We start from the raw sequence: 18448 nt of genomic DNA, 5'->3' as shown, positions 1-18448 counted from the left end.
CGTTGAGGTTTGGCAGACCTCTTCGATCGTGGCACGATTGTCGACGTTTATGTATGAGACCGTCAGCATGCCGCATTCATCCGCAGAACCGTTTCCCCTGATTGCTGCCATCGATCTTGGCTCCAATAGCTTTCACATTGTTCGGGCGCGGACTGACCATGGCGAAATTCGTATCCTTGAACGTATGGGCGAAAAGATTCAGCTGGCCGCTGGGCTGGACGAATCACGGATGCTCAGCGAAGAAGCCATGGAACGCGGGCTTGAATGCCTGCGCCGCTTTGCCCAGTTGATCACCGGCCTGCCGCTGGGCGCCGTACGTATCGTGGGCACCAACGCGCTTCGCGAGGCCAGGAACCGCAGCGACTTCATCATGCGTGCCCAGCAGGTACTGGGGCATTCCGTGGAAGTCATCTCCGGCCGTGAAGAAGCCCGCCTGATCTACCTGGGCGTTTCCCATACCATGCCAGATATGGAAGGCCGTCGCCTGGTGACTGATATCGGTGGTGGCAGCACCGAGTTCATTATCGGCCAGCGCTTTGAAACCCATCAGCGCGAAAGCCTGCAGATGGGCTGCGTCAGTTATACCAAGCGGTTCTTCGCGGACGGCAAGATTACGCCGTCCCGCTATGCCCAGGCCTACACGGCCGCCCGGCTGGAATTGATGAACATCGACCAGAGCCTGCGCGAAAAAGGCTGGCAGGAAGCCGTAGGCGCCTCCGGCACCATCCGTGCCGTGGCCCTGGCCATCCAGGCCGCCGGACGCGGCAAGGGTGAGGTCAATGCCGAAGGTATCGAGTGGCTCAAGCGCAAGATCTTCAAGCAGGGCGAGATCGACAAGCTCGATATCGAGGGGGTGAAACCTGACCGCCGCACTATTCTACCGGGCGGCCTGGCTATTCTTGAAGCAATCTTCAAGGCGCTGGAGCTGCAGGAGATGAACCTGTCCGAAGGCGCACTGCGTGAAGGTGTGCTCTATGACATGATCGGTCGCCAGCACCACGAGGATGTACGGGAGCGTACGCTGTCAGCCCTGGCAGAGCGCTACCACGTGGACAAGCGTCAGGCCGAACGGGTCGAGCGCCGTGCTCTGAAGGCCTTCGAGCAGGTTACCGAAGCCTGGAACCTGAGCAATCCTTGCTATCGGGAACTGCTGACCTGGGCAGCGCGCGTGCATGAGATCGGGCTGGACATTGCCCACTACCACTATCACAAGCACGGCGCCTATCTGATCGAGCATTCCGATCTACCTGGGTTTTCCCGACGCGACCAGCAGATGCTGGCCCTTCTGGTGCGCGGCCATCGCCGCAATATCCCGCGAGATCGCTTCGCCGAGCTGGGTGACGAAGAAGGCGAAAGCCTGATCCGCCTGTGCATCCTGCTGCGCTTTGCCATTCTGTTCCATCATATCCGCAGCAACCAGGAGCGCCCCATCGTGACGCTCAAGGCAGGCCCGCGCAGCCTCGCGGTATGCTTCCCGGTCGGCTGGCTGGAGCAGAATCCGCTGACCCAGGCTGATTTCGAACAGGAAGCGCAGTGGCTCACGCGGATCGGCTATACCCTTACCGTGTGTTGATACCCGGACTGCTCAGGCGCTCCATGAGCGTCGCCTGCACAGTCCGCGGGTTCTGGTTGCCCGTTGGCGAAATGCGCTGGTAACTCCCGTCCTCCTGCAGCACCCAGCTCTGGGTGTTGTCAGTGAGGTAGGCTTCCAGATCCTTCTTGACCCGTGAAATGAGCTTTTTGCCTTCCACCGGGAAGCAGGTCTCCACACGCATGTCGAGGTTTCGCTCCATCCAGTCCGCACTGGACAGGTACATACGCTCGTCTCCCCCATTGAGGAAGTAATAGATCCGGCTGTGCTCCAGGAAGCGGCCGATGATCGAACGCACCTGGATGTTATGCGACACGCCCGGTACGCCCGGACGCAGACAGCACATTCCGCGAACGACCAGATCGATTTTCACACCCGCCTGACTTGCCTTGTATAGCGCTCGGATGACCTTGGGATCGGTCAGACCGTTGACCTTGGCCATGATGTGCGCAGGGCGACCCTCGGCGGCTGCGGCGGCCTCACGATTGATCATTTCCAGCAGGTTCTTCTTGAGCGTAAACGGCGCATGCAGGAGCTTTTTCATGCGCAGGGTCTTGCCCATACCGATCAACTGGTTGAACAGCTTGTGAACGTCTTCGGTCAGGGCTATGTCGGCCGTCAGCAGGCTGTAGTCGGTGTACAGCTTCGCGTTGCCGGCATGGTAGTTACCAGTGCCCAGGTGCGCATAACGCCGCAACTCACCATTTTCACGGCGCAGAATGAGCATCATCTTGGCGTGAGTCTTGAAGCCGACCACCCCATAGATCACCACGGCCCCTGCCTGCTGGAGACGGCTCGCCAGTTGCAGGTTGGATTCCTCGTCGAAACGCGCCCGCAATTCGATGACAGCCGTCACTTCCTTGCCGCTACGCGCCGCTTCTACCAACGCATCGACGATTTCCGAGTTGGCACCGCTGCGGTACAGGGTCTGTTTGATGGCCAGAACGCTGGGATCCTTGGCAGCCTGGCGCAGCAGGTCAACCACAGGCGTAAAGGACTCGAACGGGTGCATCAGCAGCACATCGATCTTGCCCAGTACGTTGAAGAGGTTTTCCTTCTTCTGAAGCAGCTTGGGAATGCTGGGCGTCAGCGGGGCGTTCTGCAGCTCAGGGTGGCTGTCGAGTCCCGTCACACTGAACAAGCGCGTCAGGTTGACCGGGCCGTTGACCTTGTACAGCTCGCTTTCAGCCAGATTGAACTGCTTGAGCAGATAGTCCGTAAGGTTCTTCGGGCAGCTTTCGACCACCTCCAGGCGTACCGCATCCCCGTAGCGGCGGGAGAACAGCTCGCCTCGCAGTGCGCGGGCCAGGTCGTCTACATCTTCGGCGTCCACCGACAGGTCGGCGTTACGGGTCAGACGGAACTGGAAGCAGCCCTTCACCTTCATGCCGGGGAACAGGTCGTCGGCATGAGCATGGATCATCGAAGATAGGAAAACGTAGTTGTCGCCCGGGCCGCCAATTTCTTCGGGCACGCTGATGATACGCGGCAGCGAACGCGGCGCCGGAATAATGGCCAGACCCGAGTCGCGGCCAAAGGCGTCCATCCCTTCCAGCTCAACGATGAAGTTGAGACTCTTGTTAACCAGGAGCGGGAACGGGTGTGTCGGATCCAGCCCGATGGGCGTGATAATTGGGGCGATCTCGTCGCGGAAGAACTTACGCACCCAGCCCTTGATCTTCAGGTCCCAGTTGCGGCGGCGAATGAAGCGGATCTGATGTTTGGACAGCTCCGGCAACAGCACATCGTTGAGAATGGTGTACTGGCGCGCCACCTGCTCATGCACGATGTCGCTGATGCGGGCCAGGGCCTGATGCGGCAGCAAGCCGTCGGCACCGGCCTGCTCGCGGGCAAAGGCGACCTGCTTTTTCAGACCCGCGACACGAATCTCGAAAAACTCGTCCAGGTTGCTGGAAAAGATCAGCAGGAACTTGAGCCGCTCAAGCAGCGGATAGGACTCATCGAGGGCCTGTTCGAGCACCCGGATGTTGAATTGCAGCTGAGACAGTTCCCGGTGAATATACAGGCTACTGTCGTCAACACTTAAGGCCGGCACGGCCGGTGCTTCTGGCACCGCGACCGCAGGCGTGGTTTCAACGGTGGGCGTAGCGTCGGTCAATGCGGCCTCCTCGGTGCGCGCAGTAGTATCAATGAGTCCTTGGCTGTTCATGGCAGCTCCTTGGGAGCGTTAACGCTCCTGACGTAATTGTTGGGCAGCGCGTTTGGCAAAGTAAGTCAGAATGCCATCAGCGCCGGCACGTTTGAAAGCGAGCAGAGACTCCAGAATCACCGCCTCGGATAGCCAGCCGTTCTGGATTGCGGCCATGTGCATGGCGTATTCACCGCTGACCTGATACACAAAGGTCGGCACGCGGAACTCGTCCTTCACCCGGCGCACAATGTCCAGGTAAGGCATGCCCGGCTTAACCATGACGGAATCGGCCCCCTCGGCCAGATCGCCCGCCACCTCCTGCAAGGCTTCGTCACTGTTGGCCGGATCCATCTGGTAGGTCGCCTTGTTGCCTTTGCCCAGGTTGGCGGCCGAGCCGACCGCATCCCGGAAAGGCCCATAATAGGCACTCGCATACTTGGCCGAGTAGGCCATGATCTGCACGTTGTGATAACCCGCGTCTTCCAGGGCCGCGCGAATGGCACCTACTCGGCCATCCATCATGTCCGACGGCGCAACGACTTGGGCACCGGCGGCCGCATGGGACAGCGCCTGCCTGACCAGCACCTCGACGGATATGTCGTTCAGCACATAGCCCTTCTCATCGAGAATGCCATCCTGTCCGTGGGTGGTAAACGGATCGAGCGCAACGTCAGTAATCACGCCCAGCTCTGGAAAGTGTTCACGGAGCGCACGCGTGGCCCGCTGGGCGATACCATCAGGGTTGTAAGCCTCGGCACCATCGAGAGATTTCTTCTCAGGCGGTGTGACGGGGAACAGAGCGACGGCAGGAATGCCTAATGCTACAAGCTCAGCCGTTTCTTCCAGTAGAAGATCGATGGATAGACGCTCGACGCCCGGCATGGAGGGCACGCTTTCACGGCGATTTTCGCCGTCGAGCACGAACATCGGCAGGATCAGGTCGTCTACGGTCAGCGTGTGCTCACGCATCAAACGGCGGGAAAAGTCATCCCGGCGCTGGCGGCGCATCCGCGTGAATGGAAAGGAACGGCTTACTGAAGTGAAACTCACGGTGTACTCCCGGACTCAAGCAGAGTCATTGTGATGAGTTATAAGTCACTATCATGACCGAATGGTAACAACTGATGACAATAAGGCATGTCTATCAACCCTGTTTAAGGCAGACGACCTCTAGCTTCGGCTTGGCACATCGCTATGCAAATCCCCTGCTTTTAAAAAGGGTTAGACGAAGCGATAGCTTCCTTCCGGCGGCTAACCGAGTTAGGCTGCGCCTTCATTTCGCCCTGTTGTCGTGACGATGCTGCAACAATTCCTCCATGATTTCGGTTATTTCGCCCTCTTCCTCGGCACGTTCTTCGAGGGTGAAACCATTCTGGTTCTGGCAGGTTTTCTAGCCTTCCGCGAATACATGAACATCCAGACGGTCATCATGGTGGCCTTCATGGGAAGTTATGCAGGCGACCAGCTGTGGTATTTCCTGGGTCGCCGTCACGGTCGCAAGCTGCTCAAGCGAAAGCCTCGCTGGGAAGCCATGGGAGACAAGGCGCTGGATCATATTCGCCGTCATCCCGATCTGTGGGTGCTCAGCTTTCGCTTCGTCTACGGCCTGAGAACGGTAATGCCGGTGGCCATTGGCATGTCGGGCTATCCTCCGGCGCGCTACCTGCTTCTCAATGGTATCGGCGCCATTGTCTGGGCCACGGTCCTGGGATTGGCGGCCTATCACTTTGGAGCAGTGCTCGAAGGGGCCTTGGGCAATCTCAAGCGCTACGAACTGATGGTGCTCGGCGCCCTGCTGGTCCTGGGCGTGGTACTCTGGCTGTGGCGCCGGATACGCGCTCCGAAAAAATAGTTTTTCTTTCTTTTTCCCGCCTCCACCTGTCGGTCACCCTCAAGCTTGGCCGACGGGCGGCCGATAAGGCCATTACCAACGTATTCAGTAGCCTTGCCGTGGCGATATTGAAGATATCGATGCAGTAGGATGTCCTTTCGAGTCTGTAATCATGTTGCTTGCCACATCCCTGCCTGACGGCTTCGTACCGGTCGGCTCCGATCATCATCATTTCGTTCTGGTTCTGCTGTCCTATCTGGTGGCAACAGCGGCCGGTTATACCGCGCTTTATATGGCCAGACGCGCCTCGTCGGCCGCCTTGAGTAAGAACCGTCTGCTCTGGTGTGGTGTAGGCGGCCTGGCGCTGGGCAGCGGTATCTGGTCAATGCACTTCATTGCGATGCTTTCCTATGCCTCGCCGGTCAGCATGCAGTACGGCTACAGCATGACGTTGCTGTCGTTAGGCATCGCCGTTGCCGTGTCCTGCGTTGTCATGTGGCTTATCAGTCGTGAGCGGCTTGCTACCTGGGAATACCTGGCAGCATCGGTCGCGGCGGGCTGCGGCATTGCAGCCATGCACTACACCGGAATGTCCGCAATCAATTCCATTGGTGTCCAGGTGTACGACCCGCTCCTGTTCCTGGTCTCGATCCTAGTGGCTATCCTGGCGTCTCTGGCGGCATTGATCATGGCGTTTTACGTCCGTAACCAAGCCGGTCGCCATACCCAATTACTTATGATCTTGGGTAGCCTGATTCTAGGCGGTGCGATCGTGTCTATGCACTTCACTGGCATGGCCGCCCTGACACTGGCAGTGCCTGAAAACACGCCTCTCATGATGTCCCATGAAACCCATCATGGGCTTCTGGGCACCATCATCGCGTTTCTGACCATGACTGTGATCTGTGCAGGCCTGACAGCCGCCCGCCTAGAGCAACGCTTCCATGAGCAGAGCGTGCGCCTGGAGGAAGTATCGACGGCGCTGAGTCAGGTTACGCTGCTCGATCCGCTCACCCAGCTGCTGAACGATTACAGCTTTACCCAGACGCTGGCGCGCATCATCAACAAGGCCACCCCTGAAGAAGGCCTTGCCCTGCTCAATCTGGATCTAGATCACTTCAAGCGAATCAATGACAGCCTGGGTTACAACGTGGGCGACGATCTGCTTACCCAGGTTGCCCAACGCATCACGGCCGTGCTTGATAGCACCGTGCACGTCGCTCGTCAGGGTAACGAGTTTCTAGTCCTAGCTCCTGAGGCACAGCCTGAGCACAGCGAAAACCTTGCCATGCGGCTGTTGGAGCAGCTTCGTCCGCCCTTCAACCTGAGCGGACAGCAGATAGGCATGACGCTGAGCATCGGCATTGCCCACTATCCCAAGGATGGCCGATCCGCCAATGAACTGCTGCGCAATGCAGGCCTCGCCTTGGGGCAATGCAAGCGCAACGGGCGTAATCGCTTCCTGCATTTTGCTCCAGAATTGCAGACCCAGGCGGAGGAAACGCTTCATCTAGAGCAGGAACTGCGTCAGGCCATTACTGAAGGCACGCTGGAAGTACATTACCAGCCTATTGTTACCAGTGATGCGCGGACTACCGCCAGCTTGGAAGCGTTGGTTCGCTGGAATCATCCGACGCTTGGTCCCATTAGACCTGACCGCTTTGTCCATGTAGCAGAGCTGAGCGGGCAAATTGGTGAGCTGGATCATTGGGTCATGCGGCGTGCCTGTCGAGACCTCAAAACCCTACGGGAGCTGGGTTATAGTGATCTACGGGTCGCTGTAAACTGCTCGCCGCTGAACCTCACCGACCGCACGCTTCCCAAGCGGGTGGAAGAAGCGCTCAGCGCGGCCGACCTGCCGCCCGAGGCGCTGACGCTCGAGCTGACTGAAAATGCTCTGATGCATAACCTCAACCTGGCGATTGAGTTGTTAGAACGAATTCGAGCGCTTGGCGTAAAGGTTTCGATCGATGATTTTGGCAGTGGCTACTCCTCCCTGGCGTACCTAAGCAAGTTCAAGGTCGATACGCTCAAGGTCGATCGCTCGTTTGTGCGTGATATTCCTAATCAGCAGACCGATATGGAGATTACTGCCGCGATTATTGCCATGGCGCACAAACTGCAGCTCAGAGTTGTGGCCGAAGGTGTGGAGACCCTGGAGCAGCTGACTTTCCTCAGGGAAAACCAGTGCGACTTCATCCAGGGTTATTTTTTCAGCAAGCCCCTATCATTGCCGCAGCTGCAAGTCTGGCTGGCAAGAGCCGACCAGGAGCAGAACGTAGAGCCAGCCTGAACCAGCTCTACGCCGAGCGGGTCAACCGGGTAAGCAGGCGGTCGAGCGAATTGGCAAAGGCCTGCTTTTCCTTTTCCCCATAGGGCGGCTGACCACCGCCCATCTGGCCTTGATCGCGCAGGTCCGTCATCAGGTTACGCACCGCCAGACGCTCGCCCATATTACGGGTATCGAACTCCTTGCCGCGCGGGTCGAGCGCATCCACGCCCTTTTTCACCAACCGATCCGCCAGCGGCACGTCGCTGCAGATGACCAGATCACCCGGTTGGGCCTGCTCGACCAAGTAGTCGTCTGCCGCATCCATCCCGCTTTCCACAATAATCAACCGCACGCAGGCATACGGTGGTTTGATCTGTGGCTGGCCCGCCACCATGATCACGTTGAGCTTGCGCTTCAGGGCAAACTTAAAGACCAGCTCTTTGGCAGCCCGCGGACAGGCGTCCGCGTCGATCCAGATATGCATGTAAACCTCTTACGCGTTTCCGACAGAGCCGCCTGACACCTCACGACGGCGTTCGGCATAGCGGCTGCGGGCATAGAGTAGCGCAATGGCCACGATCGCGATGCCCTGGGCGGTCAAGGTATAGGCATCGGCGTGGATACCCAGCCAGTCGAAATCAAAGAACGGTACCGGACGGGTACCGATCACACCTGCTTCTTGCAGCGCTGCGACGCCATGCCCGGCGAAAATCACTGACAACAGACACAACAGGACAGCATTGGCGCTGAAGAACAGGCCCAGCGGCAGACGCATGGAACCCCGCAGGATGATCCAGGCAAGCCCTACCAGCAGGACAACCGCGGTAATCGCACCGCCCAGTACCGCCGCATGACCTGCCGGGCCGGCCTGTAGCCACAGGGTCTCGTAGAATAGGATCACTTCGAATAGCTCGCGATAAACCGAAAAGAACGCCAGCACGGCAAAGCCGAAACGACCACCGCCACCCACGAGGCTGTTCTTGATGTAGTCCTGCCAAGCGGCGGCGTTGCGGCGGTCATGCATCCAGACACCGACCCAGAGCAGCACTACACTGGCGAACAGACCGGTAATGCCTTCCATCAATTCCCGCTGGGCACCACTGATATTGAGCGCATACGCTGCCACCGCCCAGGTAGCGACACCAGCCAGCATGGCCAGGCCCCAGCCGATGTTCACGCTACGGATGGCGGACTGCTGGCCGGTCTTACGCAGGAAAGCCAGCACAGCGGCCAATACCAGAATGGCTTCCAGACCTTCACGGACAAGAATCAGAAGGCTGGCGAAAAAGCTCAGCGAGGTAGACATGCCACCACCGCTCAACAGGTCGCTGGCTGCTGCCAGTTTCGTCTTGGCTATGTCCAGGCGAGCCTGGGCTTCCTCCACGGCAAGGCCATCCTGTAAGGACTGCCGATAAGCCATGAGCGCCTTTTCGGTGTCCTTGCGCAGGGTCGCGTCCAGGTTATCCAGGGCGCTTTCCACCAGTTCGAAACCTTCCAGATAGGCTGCCACAGACAGGTCATAAGCCTGGTCATGTTCGCCTTCGCGATAGACCGCCAGACTTTTATCCAGGGTTGCCCGGGTGTAATCGATCAGCTGGGCAGGGCCGCGTTGCTGCACAGGCGGCTTGGCACGCTGGGCACGGAACGCGGCCGCAGCCTCATCCCCTTGTGCGGCGGCCACTTCGGCAGGTGTGCGGCCCGCCAGCTGCGCTAGATCGAACGAGGCCGCACCCGCTTTTGCCGGGTCGGCACTAAAGCTTGCAATGTAGGACGCCACATCCCAACGCTGACGTTCATCGAGTTGATTGGCAAAGGAAGGCATGTCCGTGCCGTCGATGCCTCGCGTGACGGTGTTGTAGATATCGTAGAGGCTCAGGTGATCCATTCGCGCCGGATCGCGCAGATCGCCGGGAGGGGGTTCCAGACCGATGCCGGCCGGGCCGTCGCCCGCCCCGGTATTACCATGACAGACCCCGCACTGTTGGGCGTAGAGCGGTGCGCCACGGGTTGGGTCTGGGGTAATAGCTGGCGCCTGCGCCACGTGGTACAGCTGAGCCAGTCGAGCGGCTAGCGCCCTCGCTTCCTGTCCGACCGCATCGCCGTCGGCCTTCTGCGTGATGGCCTCGCGCAGGTGGGTGACGCCCTGCTCCAACTCGGTCCGTTCAGGACGCGCCGGCAGACCTTCGATCAGGGTTTGCAAGGTATGCAGGAGATCCAGCTGATCGCGGTATTCCGCTTCCTTGATAACGGCGCCCTTACTCACCGTGGCGGGATAATCCGCGCCAAGGTAGCCCAGGATATGCAAGGCGTGGGCGGCCTCATCCTCAGGCTCGGCCTGCACGGCCGGACTGAGTGAAGCAAGCATGGGCAACAACAGTACAGCAAACAGCCGGTACAGCTTAAACATGAACGGATTCCAAACAAGAATGGATGGCATTAGCCATAGTGTTCTACTTGTAATGCTTTGTTACAAGCCTGCCGAGTCGCTGTTTTCAGGTTTTCGTCGGGAGACGGGATTGGCGCAAGGGCGCGCAACGAGATATCAACAGGCGAGAGCGCTCAGCCAAACCGCTCTGGCAAGCGGATCAGCTGGCATGAAAGGATTAGCGGTGTAGCAGACTCAGCTGACAGCTTGCCGAACCGTGGCCAGCAGCCCGGCAGCGCCCATGAATAAGCCAGAGAAGACGCGGTTGGTGAGCCGCTGCTGACGTGGCGTGCGCAATACGCGCAGCACCCTGGCGGCAAGACCGGTATAGCCAGCCATAACGATCAGGTCGACCGTGACCATGGTAGCGCCAATGATCAGGTACTGAGCCAGCAACGGCTGACTGGGATTGATGAACTGAGGCAATACCGCCAGCATGAACACAACGGCCTTGGGGTTGCTGGCATTCACCAGGAAACCACGAAAGACTAGCGAAGAGGCGCTGGCGGTAGCGCCGGGTTTGGGTGCGTTGGAAAAGTCCATGGGTGCGGCTTTCCACTGCCGGATGGCGAGGTAGACCAGGTACAGCACGCCGAACCATTTGATTACCGCGAACGCCAGTTGCGAGGTTGCGAGCAGAGCCCCTACCCCGGCGGCCACGATCGCAATCTGCAGAGCAAGCCCCAACTGCAGGCCAATAGCGTTCCAGTAGCCATGCCAGAAACCATGACGCAACCCCGCCGACATGGAAGCAATGGCGCCTGCGCCAGGGGAAAGACTGATCACCCAGCAGGCCAGCAGAAAGGCCAGCCATGTATGCAGCGCCATCGGGAACTCCTTTTATCAGCGATCCAGGAAGGTGAAGGGTACGTCTGTACCACGCCAGCGGCGAACAGCCTTCTGGAAAAACAGCGAATTGGGAATCTGTAACAGCGCAGCTTCCTCGCTGTTGACGCCTTCGGTCATGTCTTCCAGCGTGGTATACAGCATGTTGATCGCCACGACACGTCCTTTCACGCCGGGCTTGTCCGCCGCATCGATGATCTCGACCCGATCGCCCAGCCGAAACGGCCCCACCGTAAAGATGAGCAGCGCACAGAACAGGTTGGACAGGACGCTCCAGATAGCAAAGAACGCAACTGCAGCCACCGCGATAAAGCCGGAAAGTGCCGCCCAGAGAACCGAGCCGGACACACCAAAGCGCTCTAGAACCATGAGCAGTGCACTGCCCATGATCAGCCAGCGCAGCAAGCCCCGCATGACCAGTACGAATTGCGGCGGCAAGTGGTAACGCTCGCCGATGCGGGTAATGGCCCGTGCGATGAAGCGTTGCAGGATATACCCGGCAAGCAGGATAGCCAGGACCTGCACGCCCAGAATGACGCCGCGCTCCCAACCTGCCGGAATAAGAGAATGAAGTTCTTCGATCACGAGGCGTTCTCCAGTTCCAGCTGCAGACTTTCCAGCCGCTCAAGGGCTTCCAGCCAGCCTTCTTCCAGTTCGCTCTCGCGTGATTTCAGTTGTGCCTGTTCCGCCAAGGCCACTCGAAGCTCCTCTTTACGTGATGCTTCATACAGACCACTGTCGCCCAGACGTGTTTCGAGTGCGGCCAGCTTTTCCTGGACCTTGCCCAGCTCCTTTTCGAGCTTGTCTGCCTCGCGCTTGAGCGGGGCGAGCTGCTGGCGCAGCGCAGCCGCCGCCTGGCGCTGGGCACGCTTGTCGACCTTGTCGGCATTGGCATCCGGGGCGGACACGGGTTGCTGGCGGGCGCGAAACTCCACGAGCCAACGGGCATAATCGTCCAGGTCGCCGTCAAAAGCCTGTACGCGGCCATCGGCGACCAGCAGGAACTCATCCGTCGTGCTCTTGAGCAGATGACGGTCGTGGGAGACCACCAGCACCGCGCCGGAAAACTCCTGCAGGGCCATGGTCAGCGCCAGGCGCATATCGAGGTCCAGGTGGTTGGTCGGTTCGTCGAGCAACAGAAGGTTGGGCTTTTGCCAGGCGATCAATGCCAGGGCCAGACGCGCCTTTTCACCACCGGAAAAATTCAGGACAGCCTCATCGCAGCGATTGCCACGGAAGTCGAATCCTCCGAGGAAATCCCGTAGCGTCTGCTCACGCTCACCCGGCGCGATACGCTGCAGGTGCAACAGCGGGCTGGCCTTGGGGTCAAGCGAGTCCAGCTGATGCTGGGCAAAGTAGCCGATGGCCAGATTCTCACCGCAGGTCAGGCGGCCGCCCAGCGGTTGCAGTTCGCCAGCCAGGGTCTTGATCAGGGTGGACTTACCCGCCCCGTTCGGCCCCAGCAGGCCGATACGGGCACCGGGCGCCAGCTGCAGCTTGACCGGGTGCAGAATGGTCTTGTCGCCATAGCCGAGACGGCCTTCGCTCAGGTCCAGCAGCGGATTGGACAGCTTGTCGGACTCACGAAAACTGAAATCGAACGGCGAATCCACATGGGCAGGCGCCAGTTCTTCCAGCCGCTCCAGGGCCTTGATCCGGCTCTGGGCCTGGCGTGCCTTGGTAGCCTGTGCCTTGAAGCGCGCAATGAATTTTTCCATGTGCGCGCGTTGCGCCTGCTGCTTCTCGTACGCTTGCTGCTGTTGGGCCAGCCGCTCGACGCGGGTACGCTCGAAAGCAGAGTAACCGCCACGGTAAAGCGTCAGCTTTTGCTGTTCGAGGTGAACGATCTGATCGACCACGGCATCAAGGAAGTCGCGGTCGTGGGAGATCAGCAGCAACGTACCGGGATAGCCCTTGAGCCAGTCTTCCAGCCAGAGGATGGCGTCGAGATCAAGGTGGTTGGTGGGTTCATCAAGCAGCAGCAGGTCGGAAGGACACATCAGTGCCTGTGCAAGGTTCAGACGCATCCGCCAGCCGCCTGAGAAGTCGCCTACACGACGCTCCATCTGCTCCGGCATGAAACCAAGCCCAGCCAGCAGTTTGCGGGCTCGGGCGTCCGCAGTATACCCATCGGCCGCTTCCAGCTCGGCATGCAGGCGCGCCAGAGCATTGCCGTCGTGCGCGGCTTCTGCCGCTACCAGCCCGGTCTGAATATCACGCAGGTGAACGTCCCCATCCAGGACATAGTCGACTGCCAGCCGATCAAGGGTATCGACTTCCTGGCGCATGTGGGCAATTCGCCAGGCCGCCGGTAGCTGGCAATCACCGGCATCCGGCACGAGCTGCCCCCGCAGCAGGGCAAAGAGACTGGACTTGCCCGCTCCGTTGGCACCCACAAGACCGGCCTTCTGGCCTGGGTGCAGCGTCAGTTCGGCACCTTCCAGCAAACGCTGTGGGCCACGTTGTAAGGTAAGGTTATGTATTCGAATCATGGCGGCGAGTGTAGAGCCTATTGACCTGGTGAGGCGAGCCGGACAGCACCGGTGCCTTTGGAAACTGGCGAGTAAAGGCGGTTTCGCGCCCGCTGGCAAGCACTCTTCGCTGACCGTCATGCCCATCGTTAACAGGACCGCCTTGCCTACAGGACTCTTATCATGGAAAAAATGCTCTGGCCCTATGCACTTGCGCTGTATGCCAGACCCGATGTCACCCAGGCCTGCCTGACGTTACAGAGCGCCGGCGCGGATGTCTGCCTGCTGCTGACCGGTGCCTGGCTGGGCAACCGAGGCGTGACACCAATGATTGAGCGCCAGCGGCTATTGGAGATCATGGCGGCCCCCTGGCGGTCGACTGTTGTGGAGCCCCTGCGCGTGCTACGCACTTACTGGAAGCCAGCCGCGCAAACCGATACGGCACTCGCCGCGCTGCGTGAACGCTTGAAACAATTGGAGCTGGACGCCGAGCACGAACTGCTTACACGACTGGAGCAGGCCAGTGTAGGCTGGCCCCTTACTTCCCAGCCTGACCCGGCTGGCTGGCTGACCGCACTGGCTGGTCCGGCGGGTACGGCTGAACCTGGCGCCCTGGATACGCTTATCCAGGCCGCTCTTCATGCATGAGGATGTTGTAGATGTTACGCCTTTCGCTGTTAAGCCTGTGTCTGCTCCTTCCTCTGGCGGCGCACGCCGAGGACAAGGTCAAGGACGAGCTGGCCTATAGCCTGGGGACCGAAATCGGCAACCGCTTGAAAAGCGAGCTGCCGGATTTGCAAATCGACGATCTGATCAAGGGCCTGAACCAGTCCTACAAGGGCGAGCCGCTGGCACTGGATCAGAAAAAGATCGATGAGCTGGTGGCCCAACATGAGGAAGCGATCGACCAGCAGGAAGAATCCAGCAATGTGGAAGCCGCCAGGCAGGCGGAAACCCGCTTTCTGGTCAATGAGAAGACCCGTTATGGTGTGAAGGAATTGCCAGGCGGCGTGCTGGTAACCGTTATCCGCCAGGGTGCCGGGCCGCAGCCCAAAGCCGATGGCCAGGTGCAGGTCCGCTATATCGGTAAACTGCCTGATGGCAGCACTTTCGATGAACAGCAGACTCCTCAATGGTTCAAACTGTCCAGCGTCATTCCCGGCTGGCGCACAGCCCTTACCCAAATGCCGGTTGGCTCGCAATGGCGCATCGTGGTGCCCTCGTCACAGGCCTATGGCGATGAAGGCGCCGGTGATTTGATCCCGCCTTATTCGCCACTGGTCTTCGAGGTCACGCTGGAGGCCACCCGCTAGGATCGAAAAGTGTTCAATAATTTGAACATATCAGCCTTGTAACAAAGGCTTTGTTAAATATTGCTAACACCCTTGGGCTGGTTTAGGGTGGCTGACAGCTTTGCGGATGCGCCAGGCTTCACGGCCACCGCCTCTTCTACCCTGTTTGAGAGGAAACCAGCATGAGCACGCCAACCCGCGCCGAATGGGAACAGCGCTTCCAGAGCCTAACCATTGAAGGCCGCGCCTTCATCCAGGGCGAATACTGTGATGCTGCCTCCGGTGAGACCTTTGACTGCATCAGCCCCGTCGACGGCCGCTTTCTGGCCAAGGTAGCAAGCTGTGATGTTGCCGATGCCGACCGGGCAGTTGCTAGCGCCCGTGCCACGTTCGAATCCGGCGTCTGGTCGCGCATGGCACCCGTCAAGCGCAAAGCGATCATCATCCGTTTCGCCGATCTGCTCGAGCAGCACGCTGCAGAGCTTGGCCTTCTGGAAACGCTGGATATGGGCAAGCCCATCAGCGACTCCTATCACATCGATATTCCACTCTCCGCCCGCGCCCTGCGCTGGAATGGCGAGGCCATCGACAAGATCTACGATGAAGTCGCAGCCACTGCCCACGACGAGCTGGGCCTCGTCACGCGTGAGCCAGTGGGTGTCGTTGCCGCTATCGTGCCGTGGAATTTCCCGCTGATGATGGCCTGCTGGAAGCTCGGCCCGGCCCTGGCGACCGGTAACTCGGTTGTGCTCAAACCTTCCGAGAAGTCCCCGCTGACCGCTATCCGCATTGCCCAGCTGGCCATCGAGGCCGGCATTCCGGCGGGCGTACTCAACGTGCTGCCAGGCTATGGTCATACCGTAGGCAAGGCGCTGGGCCTGCACATGGACGTAGACACCCTTGTGTTTACCGGGTCGACCCGCACCGCCAAGCAGCTGATGGTCTACGCGGGCGAATCCAACATGAAGCGCGTTTGGCTGGAAGCGGGCGGCAAGAGCCCGAACATCGTGTTTGCCGATGCACCAGACCTGGAGGAAGCCGCCAAGGCAGCAGCCAGTGGCATCGCCTTCAACCAGGGCGAAGTCTGTACAGCCGGATCACGCCTGCTGGTCGAGCGTTCGATCAAGGATCAGTTCTTGCCGTTGGTGATCGAGGCGTTGAAAACCTGGAAACCAGGCCACCCGCTGGACCCGGAAACCAATGTCGGCGCCCTGGTGGATACGCAGCAGCTCAATACCGTGCTCGGCTACATCGAAGCCGGTCACGCTGACGGTGCTCAGCTGGTAGCTGGGGGCAAGCGCACCCTGGAGGAAACCGGTGGTGTGTATGTGGAGCCGACCATTTTTGATGGCGTTTCCAATGCCATGAAGATCGCTCAGGAAGAAATCTTCGGGCCGGTATTGTCTGTCATTACCTTTGACACGGCTGAGGAAGCGATCAAGATCGCCAACGACACCCAGTACGGATTGGCCGCGGCGGTCTGGACGCGTGACATCTCCAAGGCGCATCTGACAGCCAAGGCGCTACGGGCCGGCAGCGTATGGGTCAACCAATATGATGGTGGTGACATGACAGCTCCCTTCGGTGGCTTCAAGCAGTCGGGCAATGGGCGGGACAAGTCGCTGCATGCCTTTGACAAGTACACCGAGATCAAGGCGACCTGGATCAAGCTATAAGCCGATCGACCTTTTCTGCGCTGCGCTTATCATTGCCCTGCCGCAATTGAGCGTAGCGCAGTACCCTTACCAGCCCAGCCCCAGCGCTCCTATAAGGGGTAGTTTTGCGTCATCGTTGCTGCTGGCGCGTACCTGTTCAGGGTGGAAACCTATGGCGAAGCGAATTAATAAGGCCTGATTTGCTTTGCCGATCACGCTTCTGACCAACGGTGTGAGCAAATCCCTCTCTAGCCTGTCTCTAGCGACAGCGCGTACTATGCGCGCCGGTCAATCCCTTAACGAGCAGGACATGCGTATGAGAGAGTACACTTTGGGTCAGCCTGCCATGCAAGGGGTGGGCTATCAGCACGCCGATCGTTCTGTCAGCCAGTCGATCCAGGCCGCTATCAATGTACAGCGCAACCGCGTGACCAGTCAGGTCCAGCGGATCAACGATCAGTTGTGGGAAGTTTGGCCCGATGGCCGTCGTAAACTGCTGAATCGCTGAAGCAATGGATGTAAGAAAGCCGTGCCGGTTTGACCGCGCACGGCTTTTTTGTACCTGCCTTTCTGACGCCACAACCGGAAGGCTTATCCTCGGTAATAGCGCTGCGGTACGAAAGGCATCCTGGCGACCTTAACGGCAACCGGCTTGTTGCGCACCATGGCAAACAGCTCAGTGTCCAGAGCTGCATAGGCGCTGTCGACATAACCCATCGCAACCGGCGCACCCAGGGTTGGGCCAAAGCCGCCACTGGTCACCTTTCCGATCACCGCACCGTTTGCGTCCACCAGTTCCGCACCCTCACGGACCGGCACCCGCTCCTGCACCAGCAGACCGACACGCTTACGCGCCACACCATTCTGTTGCTGGGCAAAGATGGTCTCGGCGCCAGGAAAACCACCGGCCCTCGCACCGTCTGCACGGCGCGGCTTGGATAGCGCCCAGACCAGACTGGCTTCAACCGGCGTTGTCTGCGTATCCATATCATGGCCGTACAGGCACAGGCCTGCCTCCAGACGCAGGGAGTCACGCGCGCCCAGGCCAATGGCTTGTACTTCCGGCTCGGCCAGCAGGGCCCGGGCCAACGCTTCGGCGCCTTCTACCGGCACGGAAATTTCAAAGCCGTCTTCACCGGTATACCCGCTGCGGCTGACGATGCAGTCGTAATCCAGCAGCGTGACGCGGGCAATGTTCATGAACGTCATGCCGGACACCTGCGGCGCCAGTCGCGCCAGCACGGCCACGGCTGCCGGTCCCTGCAAGGCCAGGAGCGCCCGCTCTTCGAACAGGGGTTCGACATGACAGCGCGAGCCGATATGCTCTTTGAGGTGAGCCAGATCCTGATGCTTGCACGCGGCATTTACGACCAGATACAGGCAATCGCCCAGGTTCGCGACCATGAGGTCGTCGAGAATGCCGCCCTGCTCGTTGGTGAACAAGGCGTACCGCTGCATGCCTACCGGCAGGCCTACGATATCGACCGGAACGAGCCCTTCCAGCGCGGCGGCGGTACTGTCGCCCGTCAGCAGGATCTGGCCCATGTGGGAAACGTCGAACAATCCGGCCTGGGCGCGGGTGTACTGGTGCTCCTTGAGCACGCCAAGGGGGTATTGCACCGGCATGTCATAACCGGCGAACGGCACCATGCGTGCGCCCAGTTCAAGGTGCAGGGCATGGAGTGGAGTTTTGAGCAGTGATTCGGTCACGGGGACTCCTTCATGAGTCGTGCAGTCGCGTCCAACGCGAGCAAAAGGGCCGGTCAGGCATGGCTAACGGCACACCGCGCCAAGCATGGACGTGCCTTACAGTAAAGCCGTAAAAGCCGTAACGGTGAAAACCGCGTTGAGGCCATGTGCCCGGCCAGTTGACAGGCATCACGGCGCTCCATCTCCTCCTGTGGAATAGGCAG

15 protein-coding genes are annotated in these 18448 nt (G+C 59.6%); 7 read left to right on the top strand and 8 right to left on the bottom strand.

Annotated features, from left to right (window positions below):
• Window positions 1-67 precede the first annotated feature (67 nt).
• Window positions 68-1573 (top strand): exopolyphosphatase, encoded by a 1506-nt coding sequence (ppx, locus tag JQR90_RS01765; protein ID WP_010796692.1) that lies wholly within the window; start codon window positions 68-70, stop codon window positions 1571-1573.
• Here the strand turns inward: ppx and ppk1 are convergent.
• A complete protein-coding gene (gene ppk1, locus JQR90_RS01760; protein ID WP_010796691.1) occupies window positions 1560-3761 on the bottom strand; it encodes a polyphosphate kinase 1 in 2202 nt (733 codons plus the stop codon). The two genes, ppx and ppk1, sit on opposite strands and share 14 nt — an antisense overlap.
• Before the next feature lie 18 nt (window positions 3762-3779).
• Window positions 3780-4751, bottom strand: coding sequence for a porphobilinogen synthase (hemB, locus tag JQR90_RS01755; protein ID WP_230382237.1), 972 nt, complete (start codon window positions 4749-4751; stop codon window positions 3780-3782).
• 289 nt (window positions 4752-5040) lie between these two features.
• Between hemB and JQR90_RS01750 the strand changes: the two genes are divergently transcribed.
• Together JQR90_RS01750 and JQR90_RS01745 are read left to right on the top strand one after the other, a co-directional pair.
• On the top strand, window positions 5041-5595 hold the full coding sequence (locus tag JQR90_RS01750) for a DedA family protein (RefSeq protein ID WP_010796689.1): 555 nt from the start codon (window positions 5041-5043) through the stop codon (window positions 5593-5595).
• A 151-nt stretch (window positions 5596-5746) separates the two neighbouring features.
• Window positions 5747-7867: a putative bifunctional diguanylate cyclase/phosphodiesterase gene (locus tag JQR90_RS01745; RefSeq protein ID WP_010796688.1), complete on the top strand. Its 2121-nt coding sequence runs from the start codon at window positions 5747-5749 to the stop codon at window positions 7865-7867.
• A gap of 7 nt (window positions 7868-7874) precedes the next feature.
• On the opposite strand, the gene JQR90_RS01740 is transcribed toward JQR90_RS01745, so the two are convergent.
• The 5 genes from JQR90_RS01740 to JQR90_RS01720 all read right to left on the bottom strand — a co-directional run bounded on the left by JQR90_RS01740 (window position 7875) and on the right by JQR90_RS01720 (window position 13609).
• Window positions 7875-8330, bottom strand: a complete 456-nt coding sequence (locus JQR90_RS01740; RefSeq protein ID WP_010796687.1) for a YaiI/YqxD family protein — start codon at window positions 8328-8330, stop codon at window positions 7875-7877.
• Between the two features lie 9 nt (window positions 8331-8339).
• Window positions 8340-10253: an FTR1 family protein gene (locus JQR90_RS01735; RefSeq protein WP_434140336.1), complete on the bottom strand. Its 1914-nt coding sequence runs from the start codon at window positions 10251-10253 to the stop codon at window positions 8340-8342.
• Window positions 10254-10466: 213 nt separating this feature from the next.
• Window positions 10467-11099 carry a homoserine/homoserine lactone efflux protein gene (rhtB, locus tag JQR90_RS01730; protein ID WP_010796685.1) on the bottom strand — a complete coding sequence of 211 codons (633 nt, stop codon included), beginning with the start codon at window positions 11097-11099 and terminating at the stop codon, window positions 10467-10469.
• Between the two features lie 15 nt (window positions 11100-11114).
• Window positions 11115-11699, bottom strand: coding sequence for a mechanosensitive ion channel family protein (locus JQR90_RS01725; RefSeq protein WP_233432108.1), 585 nt, complete (start codon window positions 11697-11699; stop codon window positions 11115-11117).
• The gene (locus JQR90_RS01720) at window positions 11699-13609 is read right to left on the bottom strand and encodes an ATP-binding cassette domain-containing protein (RefSeq protein ID WP_122040990.1); all 1911 of its coding nucleotides are present in this window, start codon (window positions 13607-13609) and stop codon (window positions 11699-11701) included. The genes JQR90_RS01725 and JQR90_RS01720 overlap by 1 nt, the downstream gene beginning before the upstream one ends.
• Window positions 13610-13771: 162 nt before the next feature.
• Between JQR90_RS01720 and JQR90_RS01715 the strand changes: the two genes are divergently transcribed.
• From JQR90_RS01715 to JQR90_RS01700, 4 genes are all read left to right on the top strand, one after another.
• Window positions 13772-14236 (top strand): TIGR02444 family protein, encoded by a 465-nt coding sequence (locus tag JQR90_RS01715; protein WP_434140335.1) that lies wholly within the window; start codon window positions 13772-13774, stop codon window positions 14234-14236.
• Between the two features lie 11 nt (window positions 14237-14247).
• Window positions 14248-14901: an FKBP-type peptidyl-prolyl cis-trans isomerase gene (locus tag JQR90_RS01710; protein ID WP_434140334.1), complete on the top strand. Its 654-nt coding sequence runs from the start codon at window positions 14248-14250 to the stop codon at window positions 14899-14901.
• 161 nt (window positions 14902-15062) lie between these two features.
• The gene (locus JQR90_RS01705) at window positions 15063-16556 is read left to right on the top strand and encodes an aldehyde dehydrogenase (protein ID WP_073450043.1); all 1494 of its coding nucleotides are present in this window, start codon (window positions 15063-15065) and stop codon (window positions 16554-16556) included.
• Between the two features lie 295 nt (window positions 16557-16851).
• Entirely contained in the window at window positions 16852-17043 is a 192-nt protein-coding gene (locus tag JQR90_RS01700; protein ID WP_037029926.1) for a hypothetical protein, read from the top strand.
• An 83-nt stretch (window positions 17044-17126) separates the two neighbouring features.
• Here JQR90_RS01700 and gcvT read toward each other — a convergent pair whose 3' ends face one another.
• On the bottom strand, window positions 17127-18185 hold the full coding sequence (gene gcvT, locus JQR90_RS01695; protein WP_434140797.1) for a glycine cleavage system aminomethyltransferase GcvT: 1059 nt from the start codon (window positions 18183-18185) through the stop codon (window positions 17127-17129).
• Window positions 18186-18448: the final 263 nt, after the last annotated feature.

It is taken from the genome of Pseudomonas sp. JZ114 (assembly GCF_051027705.1).
GTDB lineage: Bacteria > Pseudomonadota > Gammaproteobacteria > Pseudomonadales > Pseudomonadaceae > Chryseomonas > Chryseomonas luteola.
Note: the sequence above shows the minus strand (reverse complement) of the source record. Positions and strands in the feature narration are given on the sequence as shown.